This is a genomic window from Methylobacter sp. (genome assembly GCF_004322395.1).
Lineage (GTDB): Bacteria > Pseudomonadota > Gammaproteobacteria > Methylococcales > Methylomonadaceae > Methylobacter_A.
The window spans coordinates 1-20,074 of the sequence record NZ_SCTW01000102.1 but is presented as its reverse complement, the minus strand read 5'-3'; the positions used below and the strand labels follow the sequence as shown (position 1 = coordinate 20,074).

The following is a 20,074-nucleotide window of genomic DNA, read 5'->3' as shown; positions in this document are numbered from 1 at the left end:
TTCAGCCTTTTCGCAAAATAGGAAGTCCTCGGTAGCGTCCTTCGTAATAGCGTTTTTCCAGGTCTTCACCTTCGCGCCCTTCAAAATCATGGATGGAACGTAATTGCGTAGCACCGTTAACATCGCGCTCGGTAAGCCAGAATTGATCGCGACGCAACAACTTGGCATCCATCAAATGAGTGTCGTGTGTGGTAAAAATAAGTTGTCCAGGCAAATCGGATTGAAGGTGTTTTTTTACCAAAGAGACGACAATCTCAGGGTGAAGACTGCTGTCCAGCTCATCAACCACTAGAGTACGACTTTCATTGGTAAGCTTTGAGCGACTGTGAACACTCCAAGGAAACCAAAATCCGATCAGATTTTTAGTACCCTCAGATTCTTCTTTGAAATCAAAATCGGCTTCACCTAACGCAGTTTTATGAGTTAGGATAGTTCGGCTTTTGGGGTTTTCATCAGGTAATGGTAATAAATCTTCCTGAGCTTGTTCCAATGCGTCTGAGTCTACCTGATCAAAGCGAATAGTACTAACAGGAACATCGACTTCTTGCAGAAATGATGAAATTTCTTTTGCAATAGAAGGAAACCTTTTTGCAAGCTGTTGACTGCCAACTGCCCATTTGCCCATTTTTCCAGAAACAGTCATGATCCCTGTCTGCAACCATTTTAATGGATCCCGTAATTGATTTAAGTCTTCACTACTATTTGCCACGGCCTGCGCAAGAAACAACACCTGAGGCCCTGTAGATTTTCTCCAAAGCTCATGCAAAGCCGTTCCGCCTTCCAACTTTGGACCGAAGCTATATTCGTCGCCAGAAGGCAAGTGACGGCGCTTATACAACAGAGTTTCTTTTCCCGCAGGAAAAGCAATCAAACATTCCTCGACGATACGTTGCTGAGTCAAAGCCAACTCAAATTGATAACGTTGCTCAGCATGAACAAAGTGCAGCTCAATGCAGCTAGGCTGACTAGCTAACAGAGGGTCAAAACGAAATGGAGAAACTGGAAGCGGTGTAGCTTGTGCACTAGGCTGACGTCCAGCAACATCTCTAACAATATCAAATGCTTTAATTAAATTGCTTTTACCTGATGCATTTGGCCCATAAATCGCTGCAACCTTTAATAAATCAGGGAGTTTTTCGCCTTTAACAACCGGCTTGAATACCTTGTCGCCTTTTTTTAAGTGAGGTGCTGCCACCATGGAAAAGGTTTGTTTTTCTCGGAAAGAACGAAAGTTGCTGACAGAGAACTCGATTAACATGCAGAAATCTCGTAGTTATATGGGTTAATTTGATTATCAATATAGTCCATTTTCATATTAACTGCATATTTTTTACATTAACTTCGTTAAATTGTAGATTTTCGTAACCCGGTATTTATTGCACAGATGCATTGGATCATAGTTAATATCTTTTATTAATCCATACACGATAAAGCGCAATTTGTAGGGTATCAATAGAGTAGCCTATGCGCCGCATGGACATCATTCGGCCCAATACGCAATGAATGCGTCCTACCCCAACATCAACCCCTGCAACACCTTAATCTCGTCCCTGATCTTAGCCGCCTGCTCGAATTCAAGATTTTTCGCATGCTGATACATCGCGTCTTCCAACTGCTTCAATTTCTTGCCCGCCTGTTTGGGTGACATGGTCGCTTTATAGTCGGCCGGAAATTCCGCCACTTTGCTTAGCACCGTGTTGGCGTTAGCCATGCCTGCACCGGGGATCGATACCTGTAAAATATCGGTGACCGACTTAAAAATGGTCTTCGGTTCGATATGATGCTCGATATTAAATTTATGTTGTTTTTCGCGGCGACGGTCAGTTTCATCGATCGCCTGCTGCATCGATTTGGTGATTTTATCGCCGTATAAAATCGCCTTGCCGTTGACGTTACGTGCCGCCCGGCCGATGGTTTGCACCAGCGACACGGTCGAACGTAAAAAACCTTCCTTGTCGGCATCGAGTATCGCAACCAATGACACTTCCGGTATGTCCAATCCTTCGCGCAACAGGTTGATGCCTACCAACACATCGAACTGCCCCAAGCGCAAGTCGCGGATGATTTCGACGCGTTCCACGGTATCGATATCGGAATGCAGATAGCGCACCTTCACATCATGCTCCATCAAATATTCGGTTAAGTCTTCGGACATTCTCTTGGTCAACGTTGTAACCAGCACCCGCTCTTTTACCGCAACGCGCTTGTTGATTTCCGATAACAAATCATCGACTTGGGTTGTTGCCGGGCGCACTTCCACAATCGGATCGAGCAAGCCGGTCGGCCTGACCACCTGCTCGGCAAAGACTCCGGAATGCTCTCTTTCGTATGGCCCTGGCGTTGCCGATACGTAAATCCGTTGCGGCGCTCTCTCCTCAAATTCATCAAACATCAATGGGCGGTTATCCAGTGCGGACGGCAACCTGAAGCCGTATTCAACCAGGGTTTCCTTGCGCGACCGGTCGCCTTTATACATCGCGCCGATCTGCGGCACGGCGACATGGCTTTCGTCGATAATTATCAGTGCATTGTCGCGCAAGTAATCGAACATCGTCGGCGGCGATTCGCCCGCGCTTCTTCCGGACAAGTGGCGGGAATAGTTTTCGATGCCAGAGCAATAGCCGATCTCCAAAATCATCTCAATATCGAACATCGTCCGTTGTTCAAGCCGCTGTGCTTCGACCAGTTTATCCAAGGAACGCAATTGCTCCAGGCGCTCCTTGAGTTCTATCTTGATCTTTTCAACCGCCTCCAATAACTGCTCTCTTGGCGTGACGTAATGGCTCTTCGGGTAAATTGTATAGCGTGCCAGCCGCCGGACGACTTCGCCGGTCAGCGGGTCGAACAATGACAAGCGTTCCACCTCGTCATCGAACAGTTCTATCCGTAACGCTTCGCTGTCCGACTCGGCCGGGAACACATCAATCACTTCGCCGCGCACCCGGTAGGTCGCACGGCGCAAATCGATGTCGTTGCGGGTGTATTGCATTTCCGCCAGCCGTCGCAGGATATCGCGCTGGTTGATCATGTCACCCTTGACCAGATGCAACACCATTTTGAAATACGATTCCGGTTCGCCCAAACCGTAAATCGCCGACACCGTTGCGACGACTATCGTATCTTCCCGTTCGATTAAGGCTTTGGTTGCGGATAAGCGCATTTGTTCGATGTGCTCGTTGATCGCAGCATCTTTATCGATAAAAGTATCGGAGGCCGGAACGTAAGCTTCCGGCTGGTAATAGTCGTAATAAGAGACGAAATACTCGACGCTGTTTTCCGGGAAGAATTCTTTCATTTCGCCGTATAACTGTGCGGCCAGGGTTTTATTCGGCGCCATAATCATGGCCGGACGCTGAACCTGATTAATCACATTGGCAATCGTGAAGGTTTTGCCGGAACCGGTCACGCCCAGCAAAGTCTGATGCACTTCGCCATCGCTCAAGCCTTCAACCAACGCTTGTATCGCGGTAGGCTGATCACCGGCAGGCTGAAACCGACTGTGGATTTTAAACTTCTTTTTCACTTGGACTTCTCAATATACTAATAGCACATTAATTTTTATCGTTCCGATACTGGAGCGTTCATCTTTATATATAAATATTGTATAAGGATAGGAAAGGTTATTACAGGGCAATAGTATTATGTTGTCACGCTCAGTAACTGCTGGCGATATGAGTCATTGCCTTGTTTAGATGGCGACGAATATTACGTTTGCCTGTTCGATCGCGGCGGATTAAGGTCAAGGTCATTCTTCGTATAAGTGCTGGTTCTAGTTTTCTCGAAATGAATATCTATATCCACTATTATTAGTTTTCAATGTGTCCATGATTTTTTCAAGCTCATTTTCAAAAAACCGGTAATCACCCTGAATCGATTTACAGTAAAGATCTTCGGTCCGCTAAAAACTGGTACTGGGTTTTCGTCAATTCTCGTTCAGAGATCGCGTCCGCAGTGGCTGGTGAGTGGAAGTTGGTGACGATGGCCTTCAATTAACCGGTTAACGAACCGAAGAATCAATACTGCCAAAAATCCGTTTTGGCCAAGCAATGAAGCATGCCGAGCCTTGTTCGACAGATTCCTGAACGGATAACTGAATTAATGGTGTCCTTGGTTAGTCAGCCGCAACCACGATTTTCTGGATAGATGCGGGATCAGCAAATGCAAAGGCATCTTCAACCAGTGGGAACGGATATATAAAAGCCAGCGTGCGAAACCGGTCCACTTATCGTTGCAGGTCGGATGCGGAGGATTAAGCGCCCGCAGAAAAAGGAAGTCCATTATCTTGATTTTTGAAGATCCGGGAGAATAAATCATCGAAGCGGTAATGATAGATTCAGGGGTCGGTGTTTTCAGTATTTTGTTGCTATAACGTAATGCATAAAATAGTGGTTTGCCCAAACCCAAGGTGTCTGCACGATCAAGCAAGTTTTGCCAAAACCGCGAATTTTTATCGCTGAACTCGCGCAGTAATAAATCAATATCGCTCAAATCGCGCAAGCCGTTTTCAAATTCGCCGCCCCAAAACAAATGGCTTGCTGTATGTAAAATCATGTCCTCAGGAGCCAATATCCAATAATTGCTGTTGGGAATATTAACTGCCGAGTTTAACAGCAAATTGGCATCTGGATATAAAGCGCAAGTCTCAGGAAGAATATTGTGATGAATATCTAAGGTCGTACCTCGCTGAATATGCCGCATAGGGGGTAATTCATGCATCCAGCGCTCATAATAGTTTTGATCGTAGCTGTCTAACGGCTCTGGGAACCACCCGTTCCACTTTAGTGCTTCCTTGACTTCTTGTAAACGCTGCTTGGGGACAAGAATGTCGATATCGCTAAAAACCCGCCCCAAATCCGCATTTAAATTCGCAGCCGAATAAGCAGTGCCTTTAAGTAAGATTAACGGCAACTTCAATTGCTCAAAAACCTGTTGCAGATTATGGAGCTCCCAATTTACGATACGTTTTTGCGATAGCCAGTATTTATAAGCAGAATTAAGATGTGTGGCGGCAAATCCGGGCGGTTCAAACATCCCGAACTTCTTCCAAAAAAAAGCCAATCTGGACATGACGCCAGCAGCTCTTGCCTGTCGCAGCAACAATTCCCAATTGGTATTAGTATGGCAGTCTTCGGTGCGCGCAAAAACCAATTGTTTGATGAGCAAATTTGCTATGTTTTTATCCATGCTCCACATCGTCCAACAACTGTTCAAAACAAGCCGATGCCTGATCAAAGTCGCCATCATAGATAAAATCATAAGCGCGGCTTCGTTCAACCAGTTTAGCCAAAACTTCAAAACCTTCAGCGCCCAACACACTGTAGTTGAAAGACAAGTCGGCTAGTTTCATAAAAGCTTCCGCTTTAGGCAGCGGTGTTAATTGCATATCAATATGCTGTTGGAATTTGGGAAAGACCACCAGGCACGGTAAGGCGATTTCATTAGCTCTTGATACTGCTTCTGTCGGCGGTTTCATCAGACTCACCGAACCTTTCAAGGTATCGTTCACAACGGGGCTGAATTCATTGTTCGGATAAGTGTCGGCAATCAGTTGTATTGATTCATTTTTCAGGCTGACCGGGCGAGGTACCGGGACGATATTGCCGGTAAGACAATCTATTAAAGTCAACTCGTCTGAAAGCAGCCGCCAACCTTTGTTAATGAGTGAGGCGCATAGGGTGCTTTTACCCGAACCCGGCGAGCCAGGCAGGATCAAAGCTTTGGAATTTTTTTCGACAACAGCCGCATGAATGATTAAATACTGGTGCGAATAACCGGATATACACCAGTTCAGTCCCCACTCAAAGAACGGAAAGGCTTGCGAATAGGGTAAAGGCTTAAAAGGGACAAACTGATCGAACGCGAACAGGGCTTGTTTGCGGAAAAAACGTCTAAGCCCGGAAGGACGGAACACTCTGACATAAAAGTCGCAGAAACTATCTTTAGGCAGCTGAGGATAGTCACAGTACAAACGAATAATGCTTTGTTGAACAGACTCAATCTCTGATTGTATCCGTACCGCAAAAGGGCCAACCTTTATTATAAAGCGCCCATTATTCATCAATTGTGTTGGCGAATTTAGGGTGCTCAAAATAACTCAACTGATTTTGACTAAATGTAGAGCACACAGCCCCTTCAAAATTTCTTCTAGCAATAGCGAATCTAGTTGGTTAAATCCATTCTGCCGGGCTTGGGCGATTAAAAATTCATGGTTCATTGGCGCTTTGCATTTCCAAAGCAAATCAAACACAAAGCCGGACTCCGCACCAAGCCAGTGAGTGTCGCCACTGCCAGTGTGATAAACCAAGCGCTGATCATCAATCATCCGGATAATAATCGCAAAATCTTGACAAATCTCCCAAGACCTCGGGCTTTCCATTTATGAAGATTAATGATGAAGCGATTCTAAATAACTTTTGACGCCGCTTCCGTTGGTGCCGCCGTTAAAGGTGCCATTAATCAACACCCCGTCTTGCGAAGTAAAAGAAGAGATTTGTCCGGTTGCCAATTTATAGAGGTTGACGATATCGAAAGCGCTTACTCCGCTATATACAACTCCGAAACCTGCATAATTCACCGGATCGGCTGCATAAAGAAGGGCGTTAAGATAATCGGCAACGGCATGCCATTCCAGGGTGCCTTGATGTTGATCCAATACATCCCATAGAGATCCTTGAAGATTACCGCCAAAAATCGGTGCAAAAGCTGTCGCGGTTGCCGGTTGGCCAAATTTACTTTTAATAGCCGTAAAAATAGAAAGCCAATTGTTAGCAGCAGTTGCAGTTATCCAAGTGCCCTGTACCTGTATCTGCTTAACTTTGCTCGAGCTCGGGGGGATAGCGGCATATTTAATAGAAAAAGGATTTATCCCTGCTTTGCACCATTGGTTAATATTTCCATCCTGATTGCCTGATTTACTGGCATTTTGCCACCAGCCGCCAGGTGAAAAGCCGACGCCGCAATTTGTAGTGTTATCATGGGGACTGGAATGATTGCCCGATTGTGTGCCGGAAATTGTGCAGTGATAGGCGCTGCCCAACGCCGACTTACTGGTCAAGGTCATGATAACCGGCGCAACCGCCCCTACTTTGGCAAACGATCGCCGCGATTTATCAACTGTTTGATTTACATTTTGGCTTTCGTCTGGTTTAACAATTTTATTACTTTTTGCATTCATTGTTGTAATACCTTTAAGTAAGTTGGCCAACGTTATTAAGGTTAACAAAAACTCTTTTTTTTGTCTACTTCGGTTCTCAGTCTCATTGTAATGCAAAATGAGTTTAAACAAGAGATTATTTTTAATAGAAAAAGGCCGGTAAATACCATAATTTTTTTGATTGAGGAGTGTAAGCCGATCTCGAAATATACGACTTAAATATCGTGCAAGCTAAAGCAAATTTTTAGCGGTTATTCTTCTCGCCAAATGCCCGATTGAACTATGTTATGTTAGAATTTAATTGATATTTTACTTAGCCTTTCCACATTGATGTAACTATAGCTAGAGAATTGTTAATGAAGTCATCTGATTACTGGGTAAAAGCAGCGTGGGGGGTGTTTTTAATTGCACTCTTATCAATATCCATCTTCTTTGATACATGGCGCTCTATTGTTGAGACTTGGTATCGTTCCAGTTCATATAATCACGGCTTTGTCATTGCTCCAATCAGTTTATGGTTATGCTGGTCGCGAAGAAGTACTTATCTGGCTTTATGTCCGACAATCAGTTGGATAGCGTTAATTGCCGTAATTGCAAACGGTTTTCTTTGGCTTGTTGCGGACTTGGTTAATATTCAGGTTGTTAAACAATTTGCTGTTGTTGGGATGTTAATAAGCGGGTTTTGGGTAATACTAGGCGACCGTATCACCTCAAAAATATTATTTCCGTTGGGTTATCTTTTTTTTATGGTTCCTGTCGGGAGTGATCTTATCGCTCCGTTGATGGAATTTACCGCTACATTTTCAGTGTATTTAATCCGCCTCACAGGAATTCCAGTTTTTCGGGAAGGACTTAATCTTACCTTAACTTCCGGCAACTGGACAGTTGCTGAAGCTTGTAGCGGTATCAATTATTTAATTGCATCGATATCGCTCGGATTTGTATACGCTTACATTACTTTTTCCAGTTATTGGAAAAGAGTATTGTTTATGCTGCTTACTATTATTGTGCCTATCTTTGCTAACGGTATTCGTGCCTTTTTAATTGTAATGCTAGGACATTTCAGTAATATGACATTGGCTGTGGGTGTCGATCATATTATTTACGGCGCATTATTTTTTGGTTTGGTAATGATGCTATTGTTTTATCTCGGCTCTTTTTGGAAAGATCCGCCAATATCCCAAACACAAGATTTATCAATATCTCATCAAGGAACGGTAACAACTTTTGCTAATCAAGCGTTTTTTTCGGCTTTATTTTTAGTCGGTTTTTTAAATTTAATCTGGCCTGTAAGTTCTGTTTGGTTATCCAAGGTGCAACAAATGCCTGAGAATAATGGGCTGGATCAGAAGATTGCTTTCAGTGGAAAGGGTTGGGAGTCTGTACAAGATCCACAATGGGGATGGACGCCTCGTTTTAATGGAGTTAGTTCGGATTCGATGATGTATTTTTCTAATGGTCAAGATATTTTCGGTGTCTATCGGGCAAGCTTTGGACGAGAATCCCAAGGAGGGTCGGAACTTGTTAATTCACAGAATGTGTTGGTGACATCGGCGCAGCATATCGCATGGAAAACGGTTCAAACCGGCACTGTTCAGTTGAAGGAGTATGATGATAAACCGCTGGTGGTTGATCAGGCTGTACTTGGCGGAAGCGAAAGAAATTTAGTTGTTTTGCGTTGGTATCAAATTGGTGCCCACAATACAGCTGACCCTTATCGAGCTAAGTGGCTACAATTAATTAAACGCTTATCGAAAGATTCATCATCTGAATTACAAGTTGTCTTATTGACTGAAGCCCCACGTGATGACTATCAACAAGCGCAGTTCTTTTTAAAAAATATTGCACAAAGCTGGCTTACTGTTAACTAAGTATGCATTATATTTTGTGAGTCCTAAATAAAAGCCCGTGCTATTTTATTAAGTGATACTGGGCGTTCAAAAGCTATTTAACATTTTCAGATAGATTTTGGTTTTGGCTAATCTCTACTTTCGATATCAGCCAAAACATCAAGCGGGCATTCCTAAACAAGGAACAAGCTTATATTGTCGCCGATCTCCAACACGTTGATCAATAATGTCTTGAGGGATATCGTTGGAAGCTCTTCTTGGATCGTTTTGTTCAGATCTAATGTGATATTCTCTAACAGTTATACGTCTACCATTTACAACTTTTCTATCAAGCTGTTTAATGACCAGAGATGCAACATCATCGGGCATTATTGTGACTACGCCATGAGCATTAAGTATGTTTTGTTCATTGTCTAATAAATTGAGCAGCGTTATATCAACAATAGTTCCTGGAAGACTAAAAAGTCGATAAAAAAGATTGCGCTTAATAGCAGGTTTGATGACCTCAATCAAATCTGATTTTTGGGTAGTCGGTGGAATATTTTTAAAAAAGACAAGCATATATCAAACCTTAAAATAAAAGATGCGCCATGTATTTAAAATGATGGTTCTTTAGTTACTTTCTCTAATAGAAAGGAGGTCAAATTTTTGAAAGCCAGCAACCTTTTTATTATTCTTATTATTCATTTTTATTCCCCTTAGTTTTTACCGTTTGTGTGGGACATATTTATAATAGTTTGAAATGCAAATTTTAAAAGGCTAAATGCTAATAGCGTTATTAGTTCTTAAATTAAAGCATTATTTGAACCAAAAAATAATTTATATTAAATTACAATGTATTGTGATTATATGGCATATATTTGATGGCTAAAAATTTTTAATTGTGTAAAAAAAACTGACAATTTGTACGGATGTAATGTTTATATTAGTCATTTTGGACGCCTCTCGTTATTGAGATTTTTCTTCGCAAAAATCCGGTCGAGCACAATTCGCGCAATTTTCACCTTGGATAAGTAGGTGATCAAAATTCTTTTTGATTAGCAAGCTGCTTCACCAGGGCAAACAAATTAAAAACGGCATTTAGAATCAGAGCATTAATTGCTGCTATATTTAGATATTTGATAAGAACCAAATGAGCTGTAATCTTATGAAATACTTTCCCCTCTTTAAAATATCTCTGTATTGAGCTCAAGAAATTACGTGGTGTCTGAAAGGAAATCTATAATTAATTTTTTCTAACAGATTATTTTTCATGTTGAGCTATGCTATACAATTTAAATAGCTTCAATTTTCCAGTTGATACTGCAATTAAAGTTTGATTGACAGGTTTATCACAAACAGGATTGTATTAATGTACTTTCGTAAACTTAGCACTCTTCAGTTAATTATTTTTCTTAGTTTAAATGCTGTTATCGATTTGACTGGCTTTGCCTCGGCAGAACAAATTACGGAGACGAAGCTAGATGGTTCAAAAATACCCAGTGATCAGCTTATGGGTGTTGGTGCTCTAGGACGGATCGAACCTCGTAGCCGGGTAATTCGCGTCTCTCATAATGCTGGTGTTGAAGGCGCTAATTTACAGAAACTTTTTTTTCAGGAAGGTGATCTGGTCAAAAGTGAAGACATATTAGGTTTATTGGCTGATCATAGTAAAAGGCAAGCGGATATTGAAGTCGCAAAAGCTAATGTGAAGGTTCTTGAGGCAAAACTAGCCGTTGAAAAAATCGCCCATGCCTATAATGAGAAAGAACATGCGCGTTATCAATCGCTTATTAAAACAGCTACAGCCAGCGTTTCAACAGCCGATCAAAAGCGTCTGTCTTTCCAGCAATCGCAAGCAATAATAACTCAATTGCAAGCGGAAATCGCAAGCGCCAAGGCCGATCAACAGGTAGCGGAAGAAAATCTGGCTAAAACCGTCATCAAATCGCCTATTGCCGGCACTATTATCAAAGTACAGGCCCGGCCTGGTGAAAGAATTACAGACAAGGGTTTATTGGAAATAGCTGATTTGACTCAGCTTGATGTTGTGGCGGAAGTTTATGAAGCCGATTTGACCAAAGTCCATGTCGGACAAACAGCGGAAATCCAATTAATAGGCTATCCAACCCCTTATAAAGCTCAGGTGCGAGAGCTTGGCTTTCAGGTCAGAAAAAATGACTTAAACGATACCGATCCGCTGGCCGACAAAGACAACAGGGTTATCGAGGTACGCCTGACTTTGGAAGATAAAGCGGTTACCGATTTACAACACCAGATTTATCGGCAGGTTCAAACACGGATACGGCCATGAGTCTGATTACATCATTTTGGTTTCCTGCGCGTCTGGCTTGGCGGCAATTGTTTCATGACCGCACCAAGCTCATAGCCGCTATATTCGGCGTATTGTTTGCTACGGTGTTGGTTTTTATGCAGATTGGCTTTAAAGACTCACTTTTTGCCGGCGCTTCTTCTTCGCCAACCAAAATGAATGGCGATTTATTTCTTATGCACAAACAAACCGAAGCAATGTGGCGTTCGGTACAATTTGAACGCAGCGAACTAATGCGCGCCCTTGGCCATCCTGAAGTAGCTTCCGCCTATCCTATGTATATGGGGTTAGCTCAATTCAAGGATACAGAAACACGAATTAAAAGAACATTGGTAGTCTATGGATATGACACAGACGTTAATCTTATGGATATCAAGGAAATCCAGGCTAACCATGAACAGCTTCGCCAACAAGATACGATACTCTTTGATGAATCCTCCCGGCCTGAATTTGGCCTCATGCGTAAATTAATTTCCGAGGGAAAGGATCTTAATGAAATAAATGACCATAAAGTTAAAACGGTAGGGCTTTTTCGGTTGGGAATCTCGTTTTCGGCCGACGCTAATGTGGTCACCAGTGACTTGAATTTTTCACGGATTTTTCCCAACCGGACTCTTGAAAAGATCGACCTTGGAATTATCAAACTGGCGCCAGGTGCTAATGTAGAGAAAGTAAGGTCAGAACTTACGGCCATGCTTAATAAAAATATCAATTTTTTCACGCTTGATCAATTAGTCGCATCTGAGAAGCTTTATTGGCAAATTAGGACCCCTATCGGTTTTATCTTTGGTTTTGGGGCAGTTATGGGGTTGGTAGTAGGCATGGTAATCGTTTACCAAATTCTCTTTACTGATATAGCTAACCATCTGAATGAGTTTGCCACTTTAAAAGCGATGGGATACAAGAACAATTATTTTATAAGAGTTGTTTTTGCATCGGCATTTTTTTTGGCTATTTTAGGGTTTATGCCGGGCTATATATTGTCAATTGGTCTTTATCACTTGGCTGAGGGACAAATTTATATGCCCATGCCTATGACATTGAATAAAACTATTACCATCTTCCTATTTATTTTAACCATGTGTGCAACGGCCGGTATGCTCGCCATGCGTAAACTTAAATCGGCTAATCCTGCGGATATGTTCTGATGGCCGACAGACATGATTAATGTACAAGATTTGAGTTTTAGCTATGGCAACGGTGAATTGCAAAGACAGGTGTTAAAACAGGTCAACCTCTCTATAGATGCCGGTGAGATTGTTATCATGACCGGGCCGTCGGGATCGGGGAAAACCACCTTATTGACTATTATTGGTGGATTACGCCAAGCGGAAGAAGGTAGTGTTTCAGTATTGAACAAGCAGCTTGTAAACAGTATAGAGCACATCAAAGTGCAAATACGCCAGCAAATAGGCTATATCTTCCAGCAACACAACTTGCTTAAATCATTGACTGCTGTGCAAAACGTCAGCATGGCTCTTGAAATGCACAGTGACTTGAATGAGCGAGAACGACTTAAACGTTCCGCAGAGTTGTTGTCTGCCGTAGGCTTATCCAGCCGTCTTCATTACAAGCCGGACCAACTTTCAGGCGGCCAGCGCCAACGCGTATCAATTGCGCGGGCTTTGGTCGGTAATCCAAAAATCATACTTGCCGATGAACCTACTGCATCGCTGGATAAGCAAAGCGGTCACGACGCAGTTGGCATACTTAAAAAACTTGCCAGAGAATCAGGCACGACCATATTGCTGGTGACTCATGACTATCGAATTCTTGATATCGCTGATCGGATAGTGGAACTCGAAGACGGTATTATTAAAAACTGAGAAACTAAAAAAATTAAATAACTTAGCTGCAGTATTTAAGATAGTTTCTAAGAAAAATCCCAACTATAATTATAGAGAGTTCTAAATTTTTATATATGGGTATGCTCTATGCTAATGAATAACAATTGTCTGATTGCCGGCTTGATGAGCGTTTTAATAATATTGACTGCTACAGAAGCTTCGGCGGAAACGTTGGAAGATGCCTGGAGCATTGCTATCGAAAATAACCATCAGATCAAATCAGCAAAAGCCGATACCAGCGCATCAGAACAGCAGTTGAATTCGGTTAAAGGGCAACGATTGCCAAGCCTTAATGTGAGCAGTGGTTATACTCAGTTTAGTGAAACACCCACAGCAAAAACCCAAATAGACGGCCAAACAGCTCAGTTTAATACCAGCCAGGCCGGAAGCGTAAAAGCTCAGGCGATCGCCTCGGTGCCTATTTTTACCAGCGGCCGCATCAGTCATAGCATTGATGCCGCCGAAGCTTCATTGCAAGCAGTTCAATCCAACGAGATCACCTCGGTATTAAACATCAAAATGCAGGTGGCGGAAGCCTATGTCACGGTATTGCGCAAGGAAAGCGCCTTACAGGTCGCGCAAAGTCATGTCGATATGTTAGGGCAGCACATGAAGGATGTGAACAATCTGTTCGATCAAGGCGTAGTCGCGCGCAATGACGTATTGGCGGCCAATGTCGAATTAGTCAATGCCCAGCAGCTGGTTGTGCAGGCGAATAATCAGCTGGATGTTGCTAGGGCGCACTATAACCGGTTGTTGGATCGAAATCTTGCCAATGCCGTTAAACTGGTCCACCAGTTCCCGAATGTTCCAAAAGAAACATTAAGCGACCTGAGCAGCAACGCGTTAAAAATGCGTCCGGAATTGGCAGCACTTGCACAACAGACAGAATCATTGGAACAGCAGGCGGAGAGTGCAAAAGCCGATCTGCTGCCACAGGTTGCCGTTAATGGCGGCTATCAATATCAGGAAAACCGCTATCAGGCGTTTCAGGGTATGTGGATGGCTAATGTCGGAGTGGAGTGGAAAATATTTGACGGCAGTTCCCGTCATCGAAGCGATACGATTACTCGGCAAGCTATTTCCTTAAAAGAGCAGCGGGATGATTTAACCACCATGATCGGATTAGAAGTAAGACAGGCTTGGTTGGATTTTCAAGAAACACAAAAACGCATAACGGTGACTCAGCAAGCCATAGCGCAAGCCGATGAAAACTTAAAAGTGACTGCCGACCGCTATCAGCAGGGTTTGTCCACCAATACAGACGTGCTTAAGGCGGAAGATTTACGTACTACTACGCACGGCAATTTTAACGATGCCAATTATGATGCGGCATTGGCTGTGCTGCACTTACGCCGTGCAATAGGCATCTTGTAAATTGATTACTGGTATGAATTTCATATACTACGACGCTGCATGCCTTAAACAAGGTAAACGTTATCTTTGACTTTGTCATGTTTGTAGTGTTACTTGTCCGCAGGAAGTAAACCGACAATGATGCGTATGGGCATAGTTAATTTTAGGCTATATGGCCCAGAACTGTCCTTTATTAGTTAGCACATCCCAATATTCTGTGTTTTTTCTTGCCACTCCATTCAACAAATCATCTACCCTAATGGTACAAGGACGCCGCATGCCATGATAATCCGTTAATGGACCGATGCCGATAAAATTCATCCCTATGCTTGAAAAAACCCGTATCAATGCCGGTTCCATAACTGCATACCAATCAAGGACGTTGTTTTCGCGACTCATTTTAATTAAACAGGTGAACAACGCAAGGGTAAGATGAGGAAAAATACGCCGCTCATCTTGAGCAAAAACTTTTTCTACTTCTTCACTAATACCCGATACGGTATTTATCTCATGTTTTCTTCGTCTAAACTCCTTTGATACGCAAAATCTCGACGCTTCCGCTAGACAATTTCTTGATATATGTTTTAGCGCTCCAAAATCGTCTATTTTTGTATATATTTCGATTGGATATAGTTTTTCAATGTTCTCCGGGCAGGGCAGGATAAGACGAGTCGTTGCCATATAAACACCAAGTTTTCGATGACGAATCAGATAATGGACAGAATGACTGTCAAACTCGTCGTATTCCATACCGTCAGGGTGTAAAGCGGGGTCTTCAAATCCGGTTTCAAGGCAATATACCTGATAACGCAATTTATAAACCTCGTTTTTAAGCTCGTCCGAAATTGCAGGTACTATATCGAAATATTCGTTAAAGGTATCAATAATGCTTTTAGTCATAGGAATACCGTTTTAATTTTAATATAGGTAATTAATTGTTTGGAAAATTATAGCGGAATAATAAAAATGGTTCTTAACAATCTGAAAAAATAAACATCGAAAACCAGTTTTTGTTGATCACATAAATAAGGAGAGAAGAATTTATTCTCAATATATTCAATTAATAATCGGTTAAATAAATGGATTGTCGAATTGTTAAAGATGATATATGGTTAGAAACGATTAAGCTCGTCCCGCAATTTAAATTATCAGGACCATTACCATGACCAACACACTCTTTGATTACCATACTGCTTTTTCAAGAAACATCGGCTGGATGACCCGCGAAGAACAAAATATACTAAAAAACAAACGCGTCGCTATTGCCGGTTTAGGTGGTGTAGGTGGAAGCCATTTAATAACCCTGACGCGATTAGGTGTCGGAAAATTTAACATTTCCGATTTTGACCGTTTTGAACTGCCTAACTTTAATCGCCAGGCTGGTGCCAGCATGTCTCATCTTAATCGCCACAAATCCGAAGTCCTTGAAGAAATGGCACTTGATGTCAATCCTACGTTGGAAATAAAAAAATTTCCAGACGGTGTAACCCCGGATAATCTGGCAGAATTTTTAACAGATGTGGATGTATATGTGGATGGCATCGATTTTTTTGCTTTTGCCGCCCGTGAATCAATTTTTGCCGCTTGCGCCGAACGTGGTATTCCAGCGGTCACTGCCGCGCCGCTAGGTATGGGTTCAGCATTCTTAAATTTCCTGCCCGGGCAAATGACTTTTGAACAATACTTTCAAATGCAAGGAAAGTCGGACATGGACAAAGCTCTGCATTTTTTAATCGGATTATCGCCCGCCATGTTGCATGGCGGCTATCTGGTTGACCCGACAACCTTTGATCTACTAAATCACAAAGGTCCCTCCACACCGATGGGCTGCGAGCTCTGCGCAGGTGTTGCAGCTTCCCAGGCGTTAAAAATCTTGTTGAAACGGGGCAATATAGTCGCGGCGCCATGGGGTCTGCATTTTGACGCTTATCAAAACAAGCTGGTCAAAACTTGGCGTCCCGGAGGAAACAGCAATCCTTTACAACGCCTTAGGTTAATGCTGGCAAAACGGCAATTTAAAAAAATAGCTGAGAAAACAGTAGCTTGATTTAGGTTGTATCGCTGTATAGTATTTATGTGGCTATCTATTTCGAGATAATGATAGCTATCATTAATAGCTTAATTTTTCATACAAAATAGGCGCTGCTTGCATTGCCAGGATAATTAGAGGTTATTGAGTTGCAAAAAACAGCAACCCAATAACCTAACGGCTATATGGAACAAACAACTTCAAGTGGTAGCCGCTTCGACAATACCGGAGTTTTTTTAGGATAGCCAACCCGTAGCAGCATCTGTAATGTTTCTCCTTCGCCGAATTGGAATATTTCCCTAGCCTTGGTAAAGACTGCATCGGCCTGTTTTTCTAAACCGGCAGGAATTGCCCCTGCTTGCCGCCTGTGTAACTGATCGGCAATCACATAATAGGGATGAACTGCGATACCTTGAGCGTTTAAATCAATCCAGATACGGTCCATCAACTGGCCTGCAGCTAAAATATCCTGAAAGCCCGAAGGTCCGACAATGGCCACCAGCGCAGGAGCATCTTTAACCGGCCTGGAATCAATAAATGACAAAGCTTTATAAGCGCCTAATAAATTAAGGATTTTCATGCGCGGCCAAGCACTGATTAGCTTCAGAAAGGCAATGCCGCCTGGAGGTAAATCCAAAGTATTCACATCTAAACCGTCATCGTACGAACCAGAGGATTTGCCAAAGCGTAAACTTTTAGCAAGCCATTCGTGGATTTCACGGGTTTGAAATCGAATTTCAGAAGCCTGTTTAACCAAACCGGCAACCTGACTGATTGTCGACGGCTGATCGATAACCACCACGTGGGCCGATGCTTCTGTTTGTTTTTTTAACGTATTGAGCAAGGTTTCGGGTAGCCTTTGTGCTCGATAAGGTAAGCGGTTGGTGTGCCGCTTGAATAAAGGCAGCGCATCAGCGGAAACTTGAGTGCTTTCAGTGGCTTGTTCAAGCAGAGCCTGACAGTAAACAGGCTGATTAGGATCCAGGCTGGTAGGAACTTGCCATGTAAGTGGGTGTCCGATTGCATTCGCGGCCTGGGTAATGTTTTCCTGAGCCGCACCTATTGTTAATAGGGTCGCCGGGCTATCGGCCGGGAAAGTTTTATGGCTTACCCGAGCGGTGTCATAAGCAACGCTTAAAGTTTGATTAAACCAGCCCAATCGCCACGGCTGGGAATTGTCGGCGGACGGTGCTTGGTGCGCGGCTTGTAAAATGAGGTTTAAAGCGCCGGATGTGGGCATGGTGTTCTCTCCTGATTTAATAATTGTTGTGGAGGAGCATTTTTACATGGAGCGTGGAAAATGGATTAATTTTTTTCAAATTAGCCAGGGGGATTTCTAGCACCGTGTTTGTTGTATTGACGATAGATATTTACGCAATATGCCCCGTCCAGCTTTGGGAATAAAGATTAGTTTGGTATGTGGGTTTTTACACTGTCAAAATTGATCCGGGTGGAACACATTTTTTAAATCGGGAGGGCTACAGCCCATGTATTGCGGGGATTATTGCTCGTAAGCAGTAACGAAAAACGGCATTCTTAAATAGGTAAGAGGTGGTATTGTATCTGGAAGCTCCACGGATGGTGCTTCCAGATAACTAATGCCGGATTAAGCTTGGTTTTTACGCTGTCTGAATCCAAAACCAAATAGACCTGCGCCGAGTAGAGCTAGACTGGTTGGCTCGGGTACTACGTTGATATGAAAATCGGTATCGCTGGATACGGTGTAGGGGAAGTTGGGGTTTTGGGCCAAAATTTCTTTTGTGCCTAAAACGGAACCGCTAGCAGCAAGCTGAACTTTGCCGTCGCCTGCGCAGTTATAAAGAATTCCGGGTAGGCAATCCAAATCTACCAATTTAAGATCGGGAGCATTGTGCTTGTCGATAAGGCCAAGTGCAAATTTGAAGTTGCCCAAAGCCAAGCTTGTTGAAACGCCCGTGAAGATATCAGGATTCACTGGTGTGTTTGTAGAATTCCATTCTTCATCGGCATCCCCAGTAAAGCCAAATTCCCACCATGCAGATGCGCCTGCGGTTAAAAGAGTTTCACACGCGGCAAATGATGTACATCCACCACTTGAAGGAAATGTCTCAGCATTCAGTGCGAAAAACTTGAATATTGATGTTTCGCCCGTTTTCGTGCCGAAACTGTAATTTGCAAAACCAGGCACTATATCGGTTCTGGAGGTAACCTCGGTCTTGAAGATTGCGGCTAATTGGGTTCCACTGCCTAGAACGTTATTAAAAGGAAGGCCGGGTATGCTTTGTCCTACGATTTTTGTAATATTGACTATACCTTCTAACGTATCGCCCACGTCAAGTTGGTTATTGCCGTTAGTATCGACGACTTGAGATTCAAAATCATCGTCCTCCAATAAATTTTGGCCAGGATAAATTGTAAAAGCATTTGCGCTACTTGCTGCTGCCAATCCCATTACCGCTGCGAGTGCGGCAGCGCTTGCTGTCAATTTTTTAGTTTTCATGGTTTCTATTCCTATTTGTGTTTTTAATTAAGTGAAAGTTAATTATTTCAGAGTGGTTCAGTCCACCTGCAATAACATATGCAGGTCTTGTGCCAACAAGGTGATTAAAATAACAATATATTGATATATAAGGAGTTATTATGAATATGATTGCATGGGTTTCATTCTATGTACTATGGACGCAAGCGTAGTTGTAAAAAAACATGACACTTTTTCGCTTTATTGGAAACTCAGTTGTTTTTAACGCTACTCAGTAAGCGCGCCAGGATTTTTCGCGAGAGCTAAAATGTGATTCATCCGAATTTTGGAAATGGAATAACTTGAAGATTAACGCCCGTATTAACGATCCGTGTTGCTTTTACTACGGTGCGTGCTTCATTTGTATATACGGTTCCTGATTTATAATTTATCTGTGGCTAATGAGAAATTAATTTTTATGGTATTAACTTCCTGTTTTATTTGTCTCTTTAGAAGTTGTAATAATTCTTGACATCTAACCCCTTGACGGAAGGAATGGCTTACTCATATAGAGCGTTCTTTAGATCTAACCCGCGCACGGCTGCAAGGTAGGGATGATCTAGCCTCGGGTGTAATTAAAGGAAGCAAATACTGTTGGTTTCGATCAAATTTGGATAAAGTGACGCATAAATTCATGCCGGTGAAATGGTTGAATTCAGTGCTATTTTACACATAGATGAGACATAGAAGCTGATAAGTCCGACAGTCTTCTAAGAGAGAAATGAGAGGTAAACCGGCAGCCAAGAAATTGAATTACACTCTCCAGTCCATCTGAACATCTTAAGTCTTCGGCGTACGACAAAGATTGTAAAAATATATTCCAGAGTGTCTATCGGCCCGATCTGAGGTTCTTATCAACAAAATGCTGCGGCACGCTGACAGATATTTGAGGATTGAAATATTCAATGAAGCTGAACTTATTTGGTTTTTATGTAAGTACGAATAGCATTTGCAAGAATTTGCAAATGAGGAGGCTGAAAAATTTCGCCATGCGAACCGGAAATAGAATGGCGAGTCAGGTTACAGAAAAT

General features: G+C 42.7%; 16 protein-coding genes. 6 read left to right on the top strand and 10 right to left on the bottom strand.

The window, feature by feature from the left end; genetic code table 11:
• Position 1: 1 nt before the first annotated feature.
• From EPO18_RS14165 to EPO18_RS14140, 6 genes are all read right to left on the bottom strand, one after another.
• Positions 2–1,258: an AAA family ATPase gene (locus EPO18_RS14165; RefSeq protein WP_292434277.1), complete on the bottom strand. Its 1,257-nt coding sequence runs from the start codon at positions 1,256–1,258 to the stop codon at positions 2–4.
• 252 nt (positions 1,259–1,510) lie between these two features.
• The gene (gene uvrB / locus EPO18_RS14160) at positions 1,511–3,523 is read right to left on the bottom strand and encodes an excinuclease ABC subunit UvrB (protein ID WP_292434275.1); all 2,013 of its coding nucleotides are present in this window, start codon (positions 3,521–3,523) and stop codon (positions 1,511–1,513) included.
• A gap of 572 nt (positions 3,524–4,095) precedes the next feature.
• A complete protein-coding gene (locus tag EPO18_RS14155) occupies positions 4,096–5,184 on the bottom strand; it encodes a nucleotidyltransferase domain-containing protein (protein WP_292434273.1) in 1,089 nt (362 codons plus the stop codon).
• Positions 5,177–6,088: an HprK-related kinase A gene (locus EPO18_RS14150; protein WP_292434271.1), complete on the bottom strand. Its 912-nt coding sequence runs from the start codon at positions 6,086–6,088 to the stop codon at positions 5,177–5,179. Before EPO18_RS14150 ends, EPO18_RS14155 begins: the two co-directional genes overlap by 8 nt.
• A gap of 6 nt (positions 6,089–6,094) precedes the next feature.
• Positions 6,095–6,322, bottom strand: a complete 228-nt coding sequence (locus tag EPO18_RS14145; RefSeq protein ID WP_292434269.1) for a hypothetical protein — start codon at positions 6,320–6,322, stop codon at positions 6,095–6,097.
• 63 nt (positions 6,323–6,385) lie between these two features.
• Positions 6,386–7,174, bottom strand: a complete 789-nt coding sequence (locus tag EPO18_RS14140) for a hypothetical protein (RefSeq protein WP_292434267.1) — start codon at positions 7,172–7,174, stop codon at positions 6,386–6,388.
• 335 nt (positions 7,175–7,509) lie between these two features.
• Here EPO18_RS14140 and xrtA point away from each other — a divergent pair, with 335 nt between their 5' ends.
• Positions 7,510–9,024 (top strand): exosortase A, encoded by a 1,515-nt coding sequence (xrtA, locus tag EPO18_RS14135; RefSeq protein WP_292434265.1) that lies wholly within the window; start codon positions 7,510–7,512, stop codon positions 9,022–9,024.
• Positions 9,025–9,162: 138 nt separating this feature from the next.
• Here xrtA and EPO18_RS14130 read toward each other — a convergent pair whose 3' ends face one another.
• Positions 9,163–9,564, bottom strand: a complete 402-nt coding sequence (locus EPO18_RS14130) for an RNA recognition motif domain-containing protein (RefSeq protein ID WP_292434263.1) — start codon at positions 9,562–9,564, stop codon at positions 9,163–9,165.
• A gap of 790 nt (positions 9,565–10,354) precedes the next feature.
• Here EPO18_RS14130 and EPO18_RS14125 point away from each other — a divergent pair.
• The 4 genes from EPO18_RS14125 (at position 10,355) to EPO18_RS14110 (ending at position 14,538) form a co-directional block, all read left to right on the top strand.
• A complete protein-coding gene (locus EPO18_RS14125) occupies positions 10,355–11,296 on the top strand; it encodes an efflux RND transporter periplasmic adaptor subunit (RefSeq protein ID WP_292434261.1) in 942 nt (313 codons plus the stop codon).
• A complete protein-coding gene (gene devC / locus EPO18_RS14120; RefSeq protein ID WP_292434260.1) occupies positions 11,293–12,462 on the top strand; it encodes an ABC transporter permease DevC in 1,170 nt (389 codons plus the stop codon). Before EPO18_RS14125 ends, devC begins: the two co-directional genes overlap by 4 nt.
• Before the next feature lie 12 nt (positions 12,463–12,474).
• Positions 12,475–13,140 (top strand): ATP-binding cassette domain-containing protein, encoded by a 666-nt coding sequence (locus tag EPO18_RS14115; RefSeq protein ID WP_292434258.1) that lies wholly within the window; start codon positions 12,475–12,477, stop codon positions 13,138–13,140.
• Between the two features lie 114 nt (positions 13,141–13,254).
• Entirely contained in the window at positions 13,255–14,538 is a 1,284-nt protein-coding gene (locus tag EPO18_RS14110) for a TolC family protein (RefSeq protein ID WP_292434256.1), read from the top strand.
• A 147-nt stretch (positions 14,539–14,685) separates the two neighbouring features.
• Here the strand turns inward: EPO18_RS14110 and EPO18_RS14105 are convergent, their stop codons facing one another.
• Positions 14,686–15,417: a PEP-CTERM/exosortase system-associated acyltransferase gene (locus EPO18_RS14105; RefSeq protein ID WP_292434254.1), complete on the bottom strand. Its 732-nt coding sequence runs from the start codon at positions 15,415–15,417 to the stop codon at positions 14,686–14,688.
• Between the two features lie 262 nt (positions 15,418–15,679).
• Here EPO18_RS14105 and EPO18_RS14100 point away from each other — a divergent pair, with 262 nt between their 5' ends.
• Complete coding sequence (locus tag EPO18_RS14100) at positions 15,680–16,564, top strand: ThiF family adenylyltransferase (RefSeq protein ID WP_292434252.1); 885 nt, start codon at positions 15,680–15,682, stop codon at positions 16,562–16,564.
• 163 nt (positions 16,565–16,727) lie between these two features.
• On the opposite strand, the gene EPO18_RS14095 is transcribed toward EPO18_RS14100, so the two are convergent.
• Positions 16,728–17,786: a nitroreductase family protein gene (locus EPO18_RS14095; RefSeq protein WP_292434250.1), complete on the bottom strand. Its 1,059-nt coding sequence runs from the start codon at positions 17,784–17,786 to the stop codon at positions 16,728–16,730.
• Positions 17,787–18,152: 366 nt separating this feature from the next.
• Entirely contained in the window at positions 18,153–19,025 is an 873-nt protein-coding gene (locus tag EPO18_RS14090) for a PEP-CTERM sorting domain-containing protein (protein ID WP_292434248.1), read from the bottom strand.
• Between the last annotated feature and the right edge of the window lie 1,049 nt (positions 19,026–20,074).